An 18,205-nucleotide genomic window follows, 5' to 3' on the forward strand; every position below is an offset into this window, starting at 1 on the left:
CTTGAGCAGGAAGTGAAGCCATTAGCTTCATTCGTTTCTACCGATTGGGCTCCTAGCAGTTGGATGGTCATGGTGCTTCGGCATCTGGCTGGCTCAAGTCTGCTACAGGCGCGCGAGGTGCGCTTTCACCGCTCTCCGTGCAGGGGCGGCGCAGGCAGGCCAAATACGTCGCGCAGGGCGCGGCGGGCGGCGTAGTAGCCGCACAGGCCGTGCACGCCCCCGCCGGGCGGGGTGGCCGAGGAGCATAGGTAGAGCCCCCGCTGCGAGGTGCGGTAGGGCGAAGCCCGCAGGGCAGGCCGCGTAAACAACTGGCTGAGGTCCAGCAAGCCGCCGTTGATGTCGCCCCCCACGTAGTTCGGGTTGTATGCTTCCAGCTGGGCAGTGTCGAAGGTGTGGCGGGCGAGGATGCGCTCGCGGAAGCCGGGCGCAAAGCGCTCGACCTGGCCCTCGATGGCGGCGGTCATGTCTACGCGCGAGCCGTTGGGCACGTGGCAGTAGGCCCAGGCGGTGTGGCGTCCTGCTGGGGCGCGGGTGGCATCGAAGAGGCTTTGCTGGGCCAGCAGCACGAAGGGCCTGTTTGGGTGCTGCCCCCGCGAGGAAGCGCGCTCCCCGGCGGCAATTTCTTCCAGCGTATTGCCCAGGTGCACCGTGCCGGCCTGGGCACATTCCGGGGCGGTGAAGGGGATGGGTTCGGCTAGCGCCCAATCGATTTTAAACACGCCCATGCCGTAGCGGTAGCGCCGGAGCTGCCACTGGTAGATGCTGGAGAGGCTGTGCCCCGCAATCTGCAGAAGTTGGGCTGGGGTTACGTCGAGCAGCACAGCCCGGGCCGGCGGCAGCTGCGCCAGCGAGCGCACGAACGTGCCCGTTTCGACGTGGCCGCCCAGGGCCCGGAAGTGGGCCACCAGCGCATCGGCAATGGCCTGCGAGCCGCCCTGGGGCAGGGGCCAGCCGCCCCGGTGTGCCGCAATCAGCAAAACTAGCGCGATGGCCGAAGTCGTGAGGTTGGACAGGGGCTGAATGGCGTGGGCCGCCATGCCGGCTAGCAGGCCGCGGGCTTTGTCGCCGGTGAAGCGCCGGGCCAGCAGGGTGGCCGGCTGCAGGGCCGAGAGCCCAAAACGGGCCATGTCCAGCGGGTGTTTGGGGAAATGCAGCGGGGCCAGCACGTCGTTGGCAATGTTGGGCCAGCTTTCGACCAGCGGGCCGAGCAGGCGTTGGTAGGAGGCTGCGTCGGGGCCGAGGCTGCGGGCGGTATCGGCCAGCGAAGTAACTACGGCCGCCGCGGTGCCATCATCAAAGGGGTGCGCGGCGGCCACAGGTGGCGTGAGGTAGTGGAGGCCGTATTGGGCCAGTGGCAAGGTCTGGAAATACGGCGAGGCGGCGGCCAGCGGGTGAATGGCCGAGCAGATGTCGTGGCGGAAGCCGGGCAGGGTCAGCTCGGCGGTGCGCAGGCCGCCGCCCAGCTCCCGCTTGCCCTCCAGCAGCAGCACCGCCAGGCCCGCCTGCTGCAGCGCGATGGCCGCCGCCAGCCCGTTGGGGCCGGAGCCGACGACAACGGCATCGTAGGCAGATGTGCTCATGCGTGGGGTGAAATTGGGCTAAACGGCTCAAGTTAGGGAATCCAGCCGGTCTGTTTCAGAAAGGCAAGCAGGCGCGGATTGTCGGTGGAGATGGCGGGCAGCCACACGTCGAGCCGGTCGCGGGTCCACCACAGGCCCTGCTCGTTGCCGGGCTTGGCAAAGGTGTAGCGGTAGCGAATGGCCCGGACGTAGCGCGGCGGCCGGCCGGGGAAGGGGTTATTAGCAAACAGACTCAGGGCCCCGGGGTCGTTGTGCAGCAGTTTCCACACCAGGTTCACCGTCCAGGGGTATTCGTTGGGGGAGGCCATGGCGGCAAACCACATCTGCCAGTCGAGCCGCAGCTGGTAGGGCGCAATTTGCGGCGAGCGCCGGTTCAGGGCCACCGGCAGGCCTTTGTAGAGGTAGGGCTTCCAGTGGGCATTGTCGCTGGGGTTTTCGTCCAGGGTGCCTTCAAATACCACGTTCAGCCGCTCCTTGCCCACCGTGCCGAAGGCCCCGTAGGTATTCACGAGGTCCAGCGGGTCGAAGGATGTGTTCATGATTTGCCCCGGCGACACCATGTTCAGCACCGGCCGGATGCTGAGCACGGCAATAACCGCCGTGACGACCCACGCCGCCGTGCGCAGGGGCCGCGACTCCTCGGCGCCGGCCGCGGCGGCTTCCGCCCGTTTCACCAGCCGCTGGGGCAGCAGCCGGGCCCAGAAGCCGTCGTCGAAACACGCCAGCGCCGACACAATGGTCAGCCAGTTCAAAAACGAAAGGTTGCCGCTGAGAATGAGGTTGAGCTGAAACAGCACCATCACGGTGCCAGCCAAGTGCCGCGCCAGCCGGGGCCCAAACACGAAAAAGGGCGCCACCAGCTCGGCCAGCCAGTTGAACCACACGCCCAGGCGCAGCACGATGCGCGGCAGGAAATGGAACCACCGGCTCAGCGGGTTGGGAATGGGCTGGGTTTCGAAGTGGTAATACAGGGCGGTGCTGTTCCGCCACACTTCGTCGCCGCGCACCTTAATCAGCCCGGCACCCAGCATGACGCGGCAGGCCAGCCACCGAAACAGCACGATAACGGGCATGGGCGGGGCGTACCGGGGAAAAGGCCGCCAGTCGAAAAAGGGGCACAGAAAGATGGCCAGAAACCCGGTTTCGGTGAGCTGAATCTCCCAGCCGTAGCCGTACCATTCCTGGCCCACGTGCACGATGGACATGTAAAGCACCCAGAGCACCGCCAGCAGCAGCCCATTGGCCCAGCCGGCCGCCACCACGCAGGAAAGCGCCAGCCCAACCCAGGCCACCGTCAACAAGGCGGTATCCGAATGCCAGAACCAAAACAGCGACGGCAGGTGCGCAAAGCCCGCCCCATCAGACCCCAGTACCTGGCTCACCCGCCGCAAAAACGTGCCCACCGGCAGCAGCCCGTGGGAGCCAATCAAGGGCACAATCTGGTTTATGGCCACCAGAAAAGCTACCGCATAGATGGCCCCCAGCAAGCGCAGAATTACAAACCGGGTGAGCCAGTAAGTAGGAGGGCCGGCTGGCGCCTGCGACACGCTGGGGGCGGGGCTGTCCATTGTGTTGTTCGCTGAAGGAAAACAATACGTCGGGTGCTTTTCGGGTGGGTGCCGGAGCTAAAATCCGATTCGTAAATAGCCGGGTGTTGGGGAGGCTATTACCTCGGAATCTTTCACTGGACTTTAGCCCCAGCCGCTGCCTGTAGATACTTAGAATGGGCGAGCAGGTTCAGGTCGAGTTTAGTTGGGTAGCCTGCTTTTGAGATGAAGTAGTTGATGAGGTTTTGTTCTTAACTGATTCACTATATTATGATTAAGTAAAGGATGCCCTGGCGGCTGAGAAACCGGGAGCACAAAGCAGAAGCCCCAGGGAGGCGACCCGTACCAGCGCGCCGGTGGGGCGTCTGGCTGGGCCGCCCCACTGGGGCTAATGCCGCTATTGAGCGGGAAAAAGATGGAGCAGCGGGCTGCTTACAGCGTCGCGTTGCGCGGGTCGGGCTTTGCGGTCAGCTGGTAGTCCTGCGGGGTTTCGGCGCCGGCTAAGTTGCGTACGAAATAATCCCAGCGGCGGCGGGTCATGTAGTCGGAATAAGCGCCGTAGCCGTGCGCGGCGTTGGGGAACACCACCAGGTCGAAGGTTTTATTGGCCTTGATTAACGCTTCCACCACCAGCAGGGTGTTGTAGGGCGGCACGTTGTTGTCCATCAGGCCGTGGGCCAGCATCAGCTTGCCCTTCAGGTTTTTGGCGTAGGTGGCGTTGGCCTGGGAGTCGTAGTTGGAGGTGCCGTCGGGCTGGGTCGTGAGCAGGCCGATGTAGCGTTCGCCCCAGTCGTCCTCGTAGTTGCGGCTGTCGTGGTTGCCCGATTCGGAGATGCCCACCTTAAAGAAATCCGGGTAGCGGAACATGGCCGAGGCGGCCGCCAGCCCGCCACCGGAGTGGCCCCAGATGCCGGCCCGGCTCAGGTCGATGTAGGGGTAGCGCTGGGCCAGCTGCCGCATGCCGGCGGTTTGGTCGGCGAGGGTGTTTTCGGCCATGTTGCCGTAGCAGCCATCGTGGAAGCTTTTGGAGCGCAGCGGGTTGCAGCTGCCCTCCAGCACCACCACCACGAAGCCCAGCTCGGCCAGCGCCTGGTGGTCGCCGCGGGCCGGGGCAAACGACCAGCTGCCCACGCTGCCGCCCTGCGGCCCCGGGTAGATGTAGTTGATAACCGGATACTTCTTATTGGGGTCCAGCGTGGTGGGCGTAAACATCAGGCCGTAGAGGTCGGTCTGCGCGTCCTGGCCCTTCACCGTGATGGGAGTGGGGGCTTTCCAGCCCGTGGCCGTGAGCCGCGAAATGTCGGTCTTTTCCAGCGGCGTCACGAGCTTGCCGTCCAGGCTGCGCACCAGGCTCACCGTGGGCACGTTGGGCTGGGAATAGCTGTCGAGAAAGTAGCGGCCGGAGGGCGACAAGCTAATGCGGTGGTTGCCGGCTTCGGGCGTGAGCAGGGTGAGGTGCTTGCCGTCCATTCCCACGCGGTAGAGGTGGGTGAAGTAGGGGTTGCCCGGCTCGCGGCCATCGGCCAGAAAGTACAGCTGACGGGCTTTCTCATCCACTTTCAGCAGCTCGGTTACCACCCAGTTGCCCTTGGTAATCTGATACTTGGGCTTGCCCGTGGTGGCGTCGTACAGGTAGAGGTGGCCCCAGTTGTCGCGCTCCGAATACCAGATAACTTCCTTGGTTTTGGGCAGGTAGCGCCAGTTGATGTCGCCCTGGCCCGATTCGTACTGCGTGGGCACGGTTTCAGAAAAGACTTCCCGGACGTTGCCCGTGGCGGCGTCGGCCACCCGGAGCTTCTCCACTTTGTGGTCGCGCGAGGTCGACACGAACGCCAGCTGCGAGCCGTCGGGGCTCCAGTCCACGTCGTCGAAGCCCTTGTTGCCGGCCGAGATGTCGTCGGCCAATGAGCCGCGGCGCGGGTCGGGCGCCATCTGGAACTTCACCACTTTCGGCTGCTCCACTTCCACGATGACCCGCTCGATGGTGATGATGTCTTTATCGCCGGGCAGCGGGTATTTCCAGGATTTCAGCGTTGGCTTACCCACGTTGGTGGTCACCAGGTACATGTCGCTCACCGCGCGCTGGTCCTGCTTGTAGGTGGCGATTTTGCGCGAATCCGGCGCCCAGAGCAGCACCGGCTTGTCGCTGGTAGTCCAGCCGGCGTTGTCGGTGGCGTAGCCGTAGTCCTTGGCCCCGTCGGTGGTCAGCTGGGTTAGCTTGTTGGTTTTGGTGTCGCGCATCCACAGGTTGTAGTCCTGGATGTAGGCGGCCCGCTGGCCATCCGGCGACACAATTTCATTGCGGGCATTGGCCCCCGCTCCTGGGCTGGGCGCCGGCGTGGGGTCGGCGCTCACCTGGCCGCTGGCCGTGTCGTACTGCCACTTCTTGCCGCCGGAGGAAAACAAAACCAGCTTGTCATCGGGCGAAAACGCGAAGCTGCGGAACGGCAGGCGGGTAGCCTCGTAGCTTTTGCCGCTGGCCGCCGAAAGCCCCGCCGCCAGCTTGGCGTGGTCGAAGGCAGGTTTTTTGGACTTGTGGGCCGGGTCTACCAGCACAAATTCGCTGCCCTGCGCGGTCATCACCCGGTACCAAAACCGGTCGCCGCCGAGCCAGTTGGGCTGGCCCATGCTGTGGTCTACCAGGGCCTGGGTGTTGTAGCCCATGAATCGTTCGGCCCGCGCATAGTCCTGGGCCGTGAGGGCGGGTGGCTGTTGCGCCTGCGCGGCGAGCGGTAATGATACCGCCAGCGACGTCAGGGCAAGTAAATAGTTGGGCATAAGCTCAGAAAATGGACGATTTGATAGCCGCAAGGTATTGCGAAATCCTTGGTTGAGCTGGCTTAAAATCTGAAGGCAGTCAGCCCAGCAGCATTGCCCTTGGATTTGCCTCATTATAATGAGCCATCGCCCAGGGCTCCTGCTTGTAAGGGCACGCCTGCTTATAGTCTGGCCGGGCGTCCCTAAACCAGCTCAATCAATCAGCAGGCAGGAAACCTAAGCGGGCAAGAGTCACACAGGCAGGCCCATGGAAAAGGTGGTGCCGTGGCCTTCCTGGCTTTCCACAGTGAGCGTGCCGCCGTGGCCCTGGGCGATGATGTCGTAGCTGAGCGACAGGCCCAAGCCGGTGCCTTCGCCGCTGGGCTTGGTGGTGAAAAAGGGCTGGAAGATTTTCTCTTTCACGCTTTCGGGCATGCCCGTGCCGTTGTCGGTGACCTGAATCTGAACTTGCTGGTTGAGCAGTACGGTGCGCACGCCTACCTGCGGCTGGTAGCCGGGGTCGCCTTGCTGCTGGCGCTGGCGCACGGCATAAAAGGCGTTGGCGAACAGGTTGAGCAGCACCCGCCCCACGTCCACGCCTACCAGCGTTACCGGCGGTAAGTCGGTGGAAAAATCCGTGGTGAGGGAGGCATTAAAGCTTTTATCCTTGGCGCGTAGCCCCTGGTAAGCCAGGCGCAGGTACTCGTCGGTAAGCCGGTTGAGGTCGGTGGGCTGGCGCTCGCCGGCGCGATTTTGGCTGTGCTCGAGCATGCCCTTGACGATGCTGGCCGCCCGTTGGCCGTGCTCGGTGATTTTGGCCATGTTCTGGCGCAGGTCGCCCACCAGTTCGGCTTCGAGCGCGGTATCGCGCTCCGAGCGGGCCTGCTCCTCTGCTAATTCGGAGAGCAACTCGCTGCTCACCTCCGAGAAGTTATTGACGAAGTTGAGTGGGTTTTGAATTTCGTGGGCGATGCCGGCCGTCAGCTCGCCCAGGCTGGCCATTTTCTCCTTTTGGATGAGCTGGGTCTGGGCCGCCCGTAGGCTGGTCAGGGAGGAATCGAGCTGGTCGTGCTGGCCTTGCAGCTCCAGTTTCTGCTGCGTCACGGCTTCGTTGAGCTGGAGGAGTTGCTCGTTGCTGCGGCGCTGCAGGCGGTTGTGGCGCCAGAGCAGCACCAGCCCCGGCACGGCGCAGAGTAATGCGGCCAGCAGCAGGTTCTGGCGCTGCCGGGCAGTGGCTTGGGCTTGCTGGTCGGCCAGGTCTTTCAGGCGCTGGCGCTCGCTGAAATCCAGGGTTTGCATCTGGATGGTTTTGGCTTGGCTGTAGAGACTATCGCGGGTTGCATTGGCCAGGGCCAGGTAGCGGAACGCCGCGGCGCTGTCGCGCCGGGCCGCGTAGGCACGGCTGAGGTAATTGCTCGCAGCCAATACGCTGGCTGGGGTATGGTACGCAAGCCCGGCTGCCAGCGCCCGGTGGCCGTAGTACAGCACAGAGTCGGGTTGGCCAGCGGACTGGGCCAACTCGGCCATGCCCAGAAACACGGGGGACACCAAGTAAGTGACGATATGGGCCAACCGCAGGCTGCGCCGGTAATAATCCCGGGCTTGCTCCGGCTGCCCCTGCCGGGCGGCCAAAACGCCGAGCGCGTACAGGTCACCCGCTTCGCTCACCCTGTCGTGCTGCTGCATGTCGAGCCGGTAGCCTTCAATCAAGTAGGTCTTAGCCGAATCCAATACCCCCAAGCGGAAATACGCTTCACCGATGTTGCCCGTCACGCGCGTGAGCAGAGTTAGCTTCCTGGTGTTCTGAGCTATGTTTTTTGCTCGCAGATAAAAGCCTAATGCTGGGCGGTAATTGTGCTGTTCGCTTTTTAACCGGCCCATGGCGTTGTACACGGTTGCGATGGTTGCTTGGTCGCCAAGGGTTTCGGCCAGGTGCAGGCCTCGGAGTAATAGCAACTGAGCGCCTGGGAAATCGCCGGTATTGCGCAGCCCCACGCCCAGCCACACATACGCCTGGCATTCGCCGCGCACGTAGCCCAACTCCTGGGCCAGCTGGAGCGCCTGCCGCGCCCGCCGGGCCGAGGTTACCGGGTCAAATTCGGCCAGTTCGTAGGCCAATTGCGTGAGCAAAATCACCCGGTTTGTATCAGGAGGAGCCGCGGTAAGCTGCCGTTGCAAACTATCGGCCCGGCTGGCGGGCACCTGAGCGTGAGCCAGTACGGCGGCGCCCAGGTGCCCGAGCAGCAATATCCATTTAAAGTAAGCTTTCATTCAATAGGCTACTTATTGTAGTGGTTTATACAGGCAGGCTTATGGTGAATTCGGTGCCCTTATCTGCACCCGGGCAGGACCGGGGTGCATGATGCCATTGAGGTACAGTTCCCAAGCGCCGTTGGCGTTGGGCAGCAGCAGGGTGCGCTGGCGCAGGCTGTCGCCGAGTTGCGCGCAGCCGCAGCCAGCCTATGCCCATGTGCAGCCGCGCGGGCAACTCGCGCTGGGGCCGGTAGGGGTTGAGCGTGCCCCGGGCACTGTCGTCAAAGTCGGGCCGGGCCCAGGCGGGGTCGTCGCCAGGGTGGTAGCGCCAGCCTTTGATCAGCATCAGGCCACTGGTGGGCAGACGGTCGATGCGCAGCACGGCGGTGTCAGGGGTGGGGAGCGGTGTGGTCTGAGCAGGCAGGGCCAGCAGCCAGATGGCGGCCAGCAAAATGATGTAGCGCATGGGAATTGGGGCCACGCAGCAAGCGCTACTCGCGAGCGGAAATAATCTGAGGTAAAGTTGAGCTATAAAGAGGCAAGCTACGGACAAACTCGGCTCTTTGGTATTGCACCCGGTTGAGCTCCAGCGTTTCCGGGCCGCCGGTGATAACGGCAGGCATTACAAGCCTGGCATTGATCAGCGCAAGGCCAGAGCGTACCTTCCAGGCGGCCCGAATTCGCTGTGGTTTTCAATGTTTAGATATTTTAATTATCATCGGGAATAATTCTAAAAACTAATTCGAAACCCAAAGTAGGGTTGAGCTGAATTTCCGCCGATTTTATTCCCGTTTATGGCAGCGCCATTAATGCCTAAAATGCAAGTCAGCGCTTACGCTTACGGCGAGGAGCCTGCCGTTTGGAAATGACAATACGCGCCCCGATACTATTCGGGGCAACGCATTCGTCCAGCTTACTGTCGCTCAGGAAGGGCTGCAATAACACCGCGCGCAACATGCTTAAATGACGACGAGACGCCACACTTGGCGTCTCGTCGTCCACGCCGTTCGGGTTTCGTGCTAACGCAAGTCGTTCAACGACGAGACGCCAAGTGTGGCGTCTCTACAGTCGTTCTGGTATACCGATGGTATAGGATATCGGAAACCCCTAATAACCAACGCTTACCCGCCAGCTTACCCCTCGGCCCGCAGTACCTCCAGCGGCGAGCGGCGCAGCACGTCGCGGCTATTGAACAGCCCAATGCTGGCCGTGAGGGCCGTGACCAGTCCGGCCAGGCCCAATAGCGGCAACACCGCCGGCCCAAAGCTCGCTTCGAACACGTACACGGCCAGCGCCCAGGCGGCCAGCACGGCCAGGCCAATGCCTGCCAGCGACGCCAGCAAGCCCAATAGGCCGTATTCGACCAGCGTGATGCGGAGGATTTGCCGGCGGCTGGCGCCCAGCGTGCGCAGCAAGACGCTCTCCCGCACGCGCTGGTAGCGGCTGATAACCACCGAGCTGCTCAGCACCAGCAGCCCCGTGAGGATGCTGAAGCCGGCCATGAACCGCACAACGAAGGAGATTTTGTCGAGAATGTCCTCCACGGTTTGCAAAATCAGGCCGAGGTCGATGGCCGACACGTTGGGGAAGTCGCGCACCAGGACTTGCTGCACGGCGGCCAGTACGGCCGTATTGGGCGTGCGCGTGAGCAGCACCACAAACTGGGGCGCCTCTTCCAGCACCCCGGCCGGAAACAAGACCAAAAAGCTGGGCTGTACCCGGCTGCGGTCTATCTCGCGGCTGCCACCCACAATGGCGCGCAGGGGTGCACCTTGCACGTTGAAATCCAGCGTGTCGCCGATTTTGAGCTTGGCCCGTTTCAGGTAGGCTGTTTCGATGGAGATGAGCGGGATGCCATCGGCGCCGAGGGTGGGCGCCTGGCCGGTCGTCAGCTTTTCCGACGAATTCAGGGAGTCGCGATACGTCACCCGGTACTCGCGGGAAAGCACCCAGGGCGGAATGCCGGCGGTGTCTTTTTTAAGGGCCGAGGACGAGCGGCCGTTGATGGCGAGTAGCCGCATCGTGACGATGGGCACCCGCTGCAGCACGGGCAGCCGCTGCGCCCGCAGCAGGTTTTCCACGCCGGCCCGCTGCTCCCGCTGAATGTCAAACAGCACCAGATTGGGCTGGGAACCCCGGCCGGCAATCTGCACGCGCCCCAGCAGCAAGGCCTGGGTAAGGAAAAGGGTGGCCAGCAAGAAGGTGCCCAGCCCAATGGAGGTTATCAGGGTAAGCGTCAGGTTTTGGGGACGGTATAAGTTGGCCAGCCCCTGCCGCCATACGTAGCCCCAGCCCACCGGGAAGAAGCGGCGCACCAGCACCATGAGCAGTCGGCCCATGCCCGCCAGCGCCACAAAGGCCACCAGCAGCCCGGCCCCAAAGCCCAGCGTGAGCTTCCAGTCGTGGGTTTGCTGATAGGCAAAGGCCAGAATAAACAGCCCAATTATCATGAGCACCACGCCCCGCAGCGGGTCGGGCGCAGTGGTATCATCCTCAAACGCCACCCGCAGCACCCGCAGCGGCGACACCCGCCGGATGCTGAGCAGCGGCAGCAGCGCAAAGAGCACGGCCATGAGCAGCCCCGTGGCCAGGCCCGTGAGCACCGCCGGCCACGACACACTCACGGTGATGGCCACGGGCAGAAAGTCGCCGAGCACCCGCGGCAGCATGGTTTGCACCGCCGCGCCCAGAGCTGCGCCCAGCACCGCCCCCACCAGCCCCAGGCCCGAGGTTTGGAGCAAATAAATCATCAGCGCTTGCCGGCCGCTGGCCCCCAGGCACCGCAGGATGGCCACGGCCGCCAGCTTTTCGCGCACGTAGAGGTTCACGGCGCTGGCCACGCCTACGCAGCCCAGCAGCAGCGCCACAAAGGCCACCAGGCTCAGGTAGCGGGTGAGGTCGGCGAAGGCCCGGCCCACTTGCTGCTGCCGGCTGGCCACGGTGTCCACGTCGATGTCGGCTTTGTCGAGGCGCGCCTGCAGGGGTTTGATGACGGCCGCCACATCGGTGCCCGGCGCGAATCGGAAGGAGCGACGGTACTGCACGCGGCTGCCGCGCTGCAGCAGGCCGGTTTGGCGGACCAGGCGGGCCGGAATAAACACGGTGGGGGCCACGGCAGTGGCAATGCCCGTTTGGCCCGGCGTCTTCAGCACCCGCCCGATAATAGGCAGCGTCACGCGCCCCACCTGCACCGAATCGCCGACTTTGGCCCCAAACTGCGAAAGCAGCACGTCGTCGACCAGGGCGCCGGGTGCGGCGCCCGGCTCGGTGAAGCGTTGGGCTGCCGCCCGGGGCTCGGTGAGCCACTCGCCGTAGAAAAAACCGCCGTCGCGGGCCCGTACCTGCACCAAGCGCACGCCCTTGCCCGGCCGGAATTCCGCCATGGAGGCAAACGATACCTCGCGCGTGCGGGCCACGCCCAGCCGGCTCAACACCGGTTTCAGGGACGGGGCAAAGGGCTTGTTGGCCGACAAAACCAGGTCGGCACCCAGCAGCTCGCGGGCCTGCTCGCGGACGCTCCGCGCCAGGTTGTCGCCAAACGAATTGATGCCCACCAGCGCCGCAATGCCCAGCACGATGCTGGCCATGAACAGCAACAGCCGGGCCCGGCTGCGGCGGCTGTCGCGCCAGGCCATGCGCAAGAGCCAGAGCAGGTTACTCATGAGAAAGCGTAGAAGGAGCGTTCGTGGTTTGGCCTTCTACCACCTTGCCGCCGCGCAGGCGCAGCGTGCGCTGGGTAAGGGCGGCCAGCTCCAGGTCGTGGGTCACGAGCACGAGCGTAGTGCCGGCTTCGCGGTTCAGCTCAAAGAGCAGGTTCACCACCCGCTCGCTGGTGTCGGGGTCGAGGTTGCCGGTGGGCTCATCGGCGAAGAGCACCGCCGGGCGGTTGGCAAAAGCCCGGGCCAGCGACACGCGCTGCTGCTCGCCGCCCGAAAGTTGGGCCGGGTAGTGGTGGGCGCGGTCGGCCAGCCCCACGCGGTCGAGCAGGGCCAGGGCGGTGTGCGAGGCCCCGCGCTGCCCGCGCAGCTCCAGCGGCACCAGCACGTTCTCGAGCGCTGTGAGGGTGGGCAGGAGCTGGAAGTTCTGGAAAATGAAGCCCACGTGCTGGTTGCGCACGGCCGCCCGCTGGTCTTCGCTCAGGGCATCGAGCCGGATGCCGCTGAGCCACACGCTGCCGGAAGTGGCCCGGTCGAGGCCGGCGCACAAGCCCAGCAGGGTGGTTTTGCCCGAGCCCGACGGACCCACGATGGCGAAGGTGTCGCCGGCCGCCAGGTCGAAGCTCACGGCGTGCAGCACGGTGAGCGCATGGCCGGCGCTGGCATAGGTTTTGGTGAGGTTTTCGACGCGAAGAATGCTCATGCAGAAAAAATGATATCCGGTGGTGGGGCCCCGGCGGTGCCGCTGGCAGCCAAAAGATAGTGCGCCGAAAACGCGGGCCCAAGTGCCCGTGGCGTCCCGGCGTAGCAACCGGTCGGCCTGCCATTCGTTATGCTTACGGAAGACGTCAAACCCTTTGCCATGTTTTCTGTCCTTACGACCTAGTGCCCAAAATGCTGCCCATGACCGTAATTCGCTCCTCGCTAGTCGCTGGTTTTGCCCTGCTGCTCAGCGCCTGCAATTCTGACCCGGCCACCGAAACGGGGCGTACCGCGCCGGCGGCGCCCGCCGTCCGCTCGGCCGCTCCCAAGCCCGCCGCTTCTAGCGGCAAAAAGCGTCTGCTGTTTTTCGGCAACAGCCTCACCGCGGGCTACGGCGTGGAGCCCGAGCAGGCCTTTCCCGCCTTGGTGGGCCAGAAAATCGACTCGCTGGGGCTGAACTATGAAGTTATAAACGCGGGGCTGAGCGGCGAAACCACCGCCGGGGGCCGCAGCCGCGTGGGCTGGGTGCTGCGGCAGCCCGTGGACGTGTTTGTGCTGGAGTTGGGCGGCAACGACGGCCTGCGCGGCATCCCCCTCACCGACACCCGCCGCAACCTGCAGGCCATCATCGACACGGTGCGCCGCCGCAGCCCCGACGCGCAAATTGTACTGGCCGGCATGCAGATTCCGCCCAACCTGGGCCAAACCTATGCCACTGATTTTAAGGCCCTCTACCAGGAAATTGCCGAAAAGAACCAGCTGGTGCTGATACCCTTTCTGCTCGAAGGCGTGGGCGGCAGCCGGCGCCTCAACCAGGCCGATGGCATTCACCCCACGCCGGCCGGCCACCGCATTGTGGCCCGCACGGTGTGGCGCACGCTGCAGCCGCTACTGGAAGTACCTGCCACGGAGTAAGGCAGATTGAGCCGCTTAAATCAACCGAACACCGTCGATGTCGAACTCGTCGCGCAGCAGCTCCAGGTTGCGGTAGGCGAGGGGCCGGCCGGCGTCGGTGCTCAGCTCGGGCAGCGGGCAGCGGGCCGCGTCGAGGGTGAGTTGGGTGAACTTGCGCTCGCCGAGATAGATGGCCACGGGGCGGGCCAGGCGGCCATCGCGGGTGGCCAGTACCTGGTCTATTTCGGTTAAAATGGGGCTCATGGGAATTAACTTTCCTGGAAGGGGCGGAAATATAGGAGGTTTTTAAGAATCTTGAAAGCTGCTACTCAAAAGAATGGCGCCGATACGGAGGCGCTGCGGCTGCCAACTACCTTTGCTCCATGACTACTGCTGCTGCTGCATCTGCCGTTTCGACCGCCGCGCTGGCCGCCCGGCCCATTGGCATGTTCGATTCCGGAATTGGGGGCCTCACGGTGGCCCGGGCCGTGGCCCGCCGCCTGCCCCACGAGCGAATTGTATACTTCGGAGACACGGCCCACCTGCCCTACGGCGACAAAAGCGCCGCCGCCATTCAGGCTTATTCGGTCAAAATCTGCGACTTACTGCTCCGGCAACATTGCAAGGTGATTATGATTGCCTGCAACTCCGCCTCGGCCGCGGCGTACGAGCTGGTGCGCGAGTACGTGGGCTCCAAAGCGCGGGTGCTCAACGTCATCGACCCCATTGTGGCGCACCTGGGCCAGGCCTACAGCGGCCGCCGCGTGGGCCTCATCGGCACCAAGCAAACGGTGAACTCCAACGTATACAAAAAGAAAGTCGACGACCTCGATGCCGGCGTCGATTTGCAGTCCCTGGCCACGCCGCTGCTCGTGCCGATGATTGAGGAAGGCTTCTTTAAAAATTCCATCAGCGACGACATCATCGGCACCTACCTCAGCCACGCGGCCCTGGCCGATATCGACGCGCTGGTGCTGGCCTGCACGCACTACCCCCTCATCAAAGAGCAGATTGCCCGCTACTACAACGGCCGGGTCGACGTGCTCGACGCCTCCGACGTGGTGGCCGCCGATGCCGAAGCCTACCTCGCGGCCCGGGGCCTGCTGGCGCCCTCGGCGGCCACGCCGCCCGCGCACCACTTCTACGTGTCGGATTTCACCCGCTCATTTGAGGAAAGCACGCGGATATTTTTCGAGCATGAGGTGCACCTCGAGCATTACCCGCTCTGGGAGTAAAGCGAGGGCAGATTTTTTCCAATCGTTGCAATTTAATAACATGATAAGCTCGCCCGTAGCTCTATCTTTAGGATAGCATCGCGCCACCGGTTCAGATTGTAAAACCTCAATTTTTCACCCTTATTCCTTCACATGAAGCACCTCTTCGCAACGAAACTCCGGGCTTGCCTGGCTTCCCTCTTCATTATGGCGCCCGCGCTAGCACCGGCTGCCCCATTTACCCCGGGCAACATTGTGGTGGTGCGCGTGGGCGATGGCTCGGCGACCCTCACTAGCGCGGCCACTGCCACGTTCCTGCTCGAGTATACGCCCGCTGGCGTGCTGGTTCAAACCATTGCGTTGCCCACGGCTGTGGCCGGCAACAACAGCATTCTTACCAATACGGGAAGCTCAACTTCCGACGCCGTCCTGACCCGTTCGGTGAACGGTGCCTACCTGGTGCTCACAGGCTACGACGCCGCCGTGGGCACTCTGACCTTAACTGCCACGGCATCCGCCACCAATAACCGCGTCATCGGTCGCGTGGCTGCCGATGGCACGGTGGACACCAGCACCCGCATCAGCGACGCCTTCAGTGGCACTTCGGCGTCTACCGCCAACATTCGCTCGGCAGCCACGGTTGATGGCACCGCGTTCTACGCCGTGGGTTCCAACACGGGCGTACGCTATGTGCCTTTTGGTAACAGCGGCACGGCTGCTACCACCGCACTTTCTACCGCAGCGCCCACTAACAACCGCAGCGTCAACATCTTCGGGGGCAACCTGTACGTGTCTTCGGCCTCGGGTAGCAACTTCGGTATTTCGCAGGTTGGCACGGGCCTGCCCACCACGGCCTCCCAGACTATTACGCTGCTGCCGGGTTTTCCAACGACAAGTGGCCCCAGCACCTATGCTTTCTACTTTGCTGATTTGAGTACCACCGTACCGGGCGTAGATGTGGTTTATGCAGTCGATGACCGGACCACTACCGATGGAGGCATCCAGAAGTGGAGCCTGGTGGGTTCCACCTGGACTTTGAATGGTACCATCACCGGTACGCCGGCTCCGGCCCTGCGCGGCCTGGACGGCAAGACGACCGGCACTACGGTGTCGCTGCTAGCTAGCGGCAACGGCGGCGTATACCTCGTTTCAGACAACGCCGGCTACAACGCCGCGCCCAGCACCACTACCTTGCCGGCCGCGCTTATTGCCGCGCCGGCTTCCAACGCTGTCTTTCGCGGTGTCGCGTTTGCTCCCGCCGCAACGGTTACCGCCACCAACCCCGGCAATGCCCTGCCCGGCCTGACCATCTCCCCAAACCCCGCCACCGACCGCATCACGGTGGCGCTGCCCCAGGCAGGCGCCGCTACGGTTGCCCTGCGTGACCTGACCGGCCGTTTGGTATTGGCCCCAGCCGCTCTCGGCACTGACCGCCAGCTGCGCCTGCCCGCCGGCCTGGCCGCTGGCACCTACCTGCTCGAAGTACGCCAGGGCGCCATTACTGCCGTGCGCCGCCTCCAGAAAAACTAGTTGAGTTACAGCCCAACTTTTGGTTGGACTGCTTTCTAGGATAGTAAAAAGGCCCCTGCTACACCAGGGGCCTTTTTTATTAATTGAGTTTTAAGAAACTGTTTGGGTTAACAATTGGGCTTCCAGAACAATGTAGAGACGCAATACTTTGCGTCTCGTCGTTGAACGGTAATGGGTGAACGATTTCCGAACGGCGCGCACGACGAGACGCGAAGTGTCGCGTCTCTACGTCGTTGGGCTACGGTAAAATAGGCGCTTATAGCTTCTCTTCGAGCCACAAGTACCCGGCTGCTAGAAGGAATAGCCCGAAAAACCAGGCTGCTGGCCAGGGCACTTGTACGGTATTGGTTGGCTGCTGGCCTGGGCTAGTAGGGGGTGTTGAGCGCCCGGCAGCCGCTAGTTGGCGCTCTTGTAGCTCGGGGCCCTGCCAGGCCGTGGCCGGGAATACATAGAAACTCTGAGCGATGCGGCCGGGGCCGCGCACCTGGTACCAGCCCGGAACAGCGGGCCAGAATTGGGCGGTGCTCCACTCGGGCAGGCGCGTATCCTGGCGCAGGGCCAGGCGCACGGCTGGGCCTCCGGCCAGGGCGCCCGCCGTGGGCTGGGCATCGGGCATAGCTCCGGTAAGGCGCAGTGTGCTTGGCTGATGCGGGCGGGGCCAGCGCGGGGAAATGTGCCAGGTGGCCGCGGGTTGGGCTGGAGGCGTGGCGGCCGTGAGCAGCCGGGTCCAGAAAGAGGCATACACCGGCGTGCGGTCTTGCAGCGCCCACTGGAAAGTTTCGGGCACTACCGATACCACCACGAAGCCCAACCCCATGCGCCGGCTGGCGGCCACCAGCGCCTGGCCCGGGCCAGTGATGAGCGGGTGCAGGGCCGGGGCCGGACGCAGCTGAGCTGGTATGGCCGCCCGGGCTTCAGCTGGGGCATCGGGCCAGGCGAGGGCTTGGGGCAGGGCCTGCGTCGCCGCGCGAGGTAGCACTGCAAAATCGGCCCGGGCGGGCGTGGTGCGGGGCAGGGCGCTGCCATTGGCCAGCACCACAAGCCCAACCCGGCCCGAGCTGATGGCAGTTTGTAGAGCGCGGACTTCGGCGCCCGCCAAGCCGGCCAGCGTCGGAGCATCAGCAATTATTACCGAATAGTGGCTGAGTAGGGCCGGCGTGAGGCTGTTTAACGCCAGCGCCGGCTGATTCACGAAGTCGGTTTGCACCAGGCCGCGGCTCACTGTGGTGCGCAAGGCCACCGGGTAGTGAGCTTCGGCTAAGTAGTTTTTTAGGAATTTAAATTCGAAGGAGGGCGTCGCCGTCAGCAGCAGCACGGCAGGCAATGGTGCGGTGGTTATTTCCACCGGTACCGGCTCGGCGGCCAGCAGCTGGCCCGGCCGGCGGAGTTGCAGCTCGTAGAGCGCCAGCCCGGCCGTCTTGGGCTGGTACCGCAGCCGGAAGGCCCCGCTGCCAGCCGGCAGCCGCACGGAGTCTCGGGCGGTGCCGGCGGCCCGCAGATACACCCATGCCGGCTTGCTCCCTTTAGGAGCTGCGACGGTTCCTTCCACATACAGGGCCTCGCCCAAGGCAAGCTTCTGCGGCCATAAAGCCGTGCGGAAACCGCTGAACTCTGGTGCTGGATGCAACTGCACCGGCATATTGCCCAGAGTTGCCAAATCGGTTGCCGGTAGGCCCTGGCCCACCACGTGCAGACGGCGCAGCGCGGGCCGCTGCTCAGCTAGTGCGAGCAAGCTGGCCAGGGGGCGAGCTTTGGTGGGCGCGGCGGCGATGCCGTAGTACCACACCGGAGTTCCAGCCCCCAACCGGCGCAACAGCTGGCGCAGCGTATCGGGTTGATAGCCGTCGGTAAGCAGGATGGCCTCGGCGCGGGCCGCGGGCAGCTGGCGCATGGGCGGGAAGGCCAGGAACCACAGCGCCCCAGCGGCTACCGCGCCGGCTACTACGCGCGCCCCGCGCTGGCGCCGGCGCGGCCGCTGCCAGGCCAGCACCATCAGCCCAATGCCAAGCACCAGGCACAGCGCCAGCAGGATATAGTAAACCGTAGGGTGGGGTAGCGTTCGGAGCAAAATT

Annotated in this window: 12 protein-coding genes; 3 read left to right on the top strand and 9 right to left on the bottom strand. The window is 63.9% G+C overall.

The window, feature by feature from the left end; all coding sequences use genetic code 11:
• Window positions 1-125: 125 nt before the first annotated feature.
• The 7 genes from AUC43_RS12240 to AUC43_RS12270 all read right to left on the bottom strand — a co-directional run bounded on the left by AUC43_RS12240 (window position 126) and on the right by AUC43_RS12270 (window position 12,496).
• Entirely contained in the window at window positions 126-1,580 is a 1,455-nt protein-coding gene (locus tag AUC43_RS12240) for a phytoene desaturase family protein (RefSeq protein ID WP_068193833.1), read from the bottom strand.
• A gap of 32 nt (window positions 1,581-1,612) precedes the next feature.
• Window positions 1,613-3,148 carry a lipase maturation factor family protein gene (locus tag AUC43_RS12245; RefSeq protein WP_068193836.1) on the bottom strand — a complete coding sequence of 512 codons (1,536 nt, stop codon included), beginning with the start codon at window positions 3,146-3,148 and terminating at the stop codon, window positions 1,613-1,615.
• A gap of 411 nt (window positions 3,149-3,559) precedes the next feature.
• Window positions 3,560-5,905: a S9 family peptidase gene (locus AUC43_RS12250; protein WP_068193838.1), complete on the bottom strand. Its 2,346-nt coding sequence runs from the start codon at window positions 5,903-5,905 to the stop codon at window positions 3,560-3,562.
• A 231-nt stretch (window positions 5,906-6,136) separates the two neighbouring features.
• Window positions 6,137-8,155 (bottom strand): ATP-binding protein, encoded by a 2,019-nt coding sequence (locus AUC43_RS20980; protein WP_068193841.1) that lies wholly within the window; start codon window positions 8,153-8,155, stop codon window positions 6,137-6,139.
• Window positions 8,156-8,180: 25 nt separating this feature from the next.
• Entirely contained in the window at window positions 8,181-8,603 is a 423-nt protein-coding gene (locus AUC43_RS12260) for a hypothetical protein (RefSeq protein WP_068193843.1), read from the bottom strand.
• 667 nt (window positions 8,604-9,270) lie between these two features.
• Window positions 9,271-11,799: an ABC transporter permease gene (locus AUC43_RS12265; protein ID WP_068193848.1), complete on the bottom strand. Its 2,529-nt coding sequence runs from the start codon at window positions 11,797-11,799 to the stop codon at window positions 9,271-9,273.
• A complete protein-coding gene (locus tag AUC43_RS12270; RefSeq protein ID WP_068193852.1) occupies window positions 11,792-12,496 on the bottom strand; it encodes an ABC transporter ATP-binding protein in 705 nt (234 codons plus the stop codon). Before AUC43_RS12270 ends, AUC43_RS12265 begins: the two co-directional genes overlap by 8 nt.
• 200 nt (window positions 12,497-12,696) lie before the next feature.
• Here AUC43_RS12270 and AUC43_RS12275 point away from each other — a divergent pair, with 200 nt between their 5' ends.
• Complete coding sequence (locus AUC43_RS12275) at window positions 12,697-13,410, top strand: arylesterase (RefSeq protein ID WP_099092939.1); 714 nt, start codon at window positions 12,697-12,699, stop codon at window positions 13,408-13,410.
• A 15-nt stretch (window positions 13,411-13,425) separates the two neighbouring features.
• Here AUC43_RS12275 and AUC43_RS12280 read toward each other — a convergent pair whose 3' ends face one another.
• Complete coding sequence (locus AUC43_RS12280) at window positions 13,426-13,653, bottom strand: hypothetical protein (protein ID WP_068193855.1); 228 nt, start codon at window positions 13,651-13,653, stop codon at window positions 13,426-13,428.
• A gap of 119 nt (window positions 13,654-13,772) precedes the next feature.
• Here AUC43_RS12280 and murI point away from each other — a divergent pair, with 119 nt between their 5' ends.
• Window positions 13,773-14,624 carry a glutamate racemase gene (gene murI, locus AUC43_RS12285; protein WP_068193858.1) on the top strand — a complete coding sequence of 284 codons (852 nt, stop codon included), beginning with the start codon at window positions 13,773-13,775 and terminating at the stop codon, window positions 14,622-14,624.
• Between the two features lie 132 nt (window positions 14,625-14,756).
• Window positions 14,757-16,133 (top strand): T9SS type A sorting domain-containing protein, encoded by a 1,377-nt coding sequence (locus tag AUC43_RS12290; protein ID WP_068193861.1) that lies wholly within the window; start codon window positions 14,757-14,759, stop codon window positions 16,131-16,133.
• A 256-nt stretch (window positions 16,134-16,389) separates the two neighbouring features.
• Here AUC43_RS12290 and AUC43_RS12295 read toward each other — a convergent pair whose 3' ends face one another.
• Window positions 16,390-18,201, bottom strand: coding sequence for a hypothetical protein (locus AUC43_RS12295; RefSeq protein ID WP_068193863.1), 1,812 nt, complete (start codon window positions 18,199-18,201; stop codon window positions 16,390-16,392).
• Window positions 18,202-18,205 lie beyond the last annotated feature (4 nt).

Source organism: Hymenobacter sedentarius (assembly GCF_001507645.1).
GTDB classification, from domain to species: domain Bacteria; phylum Bacteroidota; class Bacteroidia; order Cytophagales; family Hymenobacteraceae; genus Hymenobacter; species Hymenobacter sedentarius.